Source organism: Pseudoalteromonas sp. S4492, from assembly GCF_005886115.1.
GTDB classification, from domain to species: Bacteria; Pseudomonadota; Gammaproteobacteria; order Enterobacterales; family Alteromonadaceae; genus Pseudoalteromonas; species Pseudoalteromonas gelatinilytica.
The window spans coordinates 1-273 of the sequence record NZ_PNCP01000134.1 but is presented as its reverse complement, the minus strand read 5'-3'; the positions used below and the strand labels follow the sequence as shown (position 1 = coordinate 273).

Genomic DNA, 273 nt, shown 5'->3' with positions numbered 1-273 from the left:
TATTTCACCAGTAATGAAAGCCCTGTGGAAAGTGTCGAAGAAACCGCTCAAGTTGGTGTGGTCAATAATCAAAAAGATACTAGTCCTTATACTAATAATGCTGCTATTCAGGTTCTTGATGGTGAACCTGTTTCTGTAGGTTTGCCATATGGTGCTACCGATATATTCGTTACTGGTATTCAAGAAGTGAAACGGCCAGAACGAACCCATCGAGAATATATCTTCGAGTTTATAACAGAAAGATACGGCACATTTAGTATCAACTCTTACGAA

1 pseudogene is annotated in these 273 nt (G+C 38.8%); it reads left to right on the top strand.

The features are described 5' to 3' along the window. Positions 1 to 24 precede the first annotated feature (24 nt). Positions 25 to 273, top strand: a pseudogene (locus tag CWC28_RS21175) (zona occludens toxin-like protein); the annotation flags it as partial.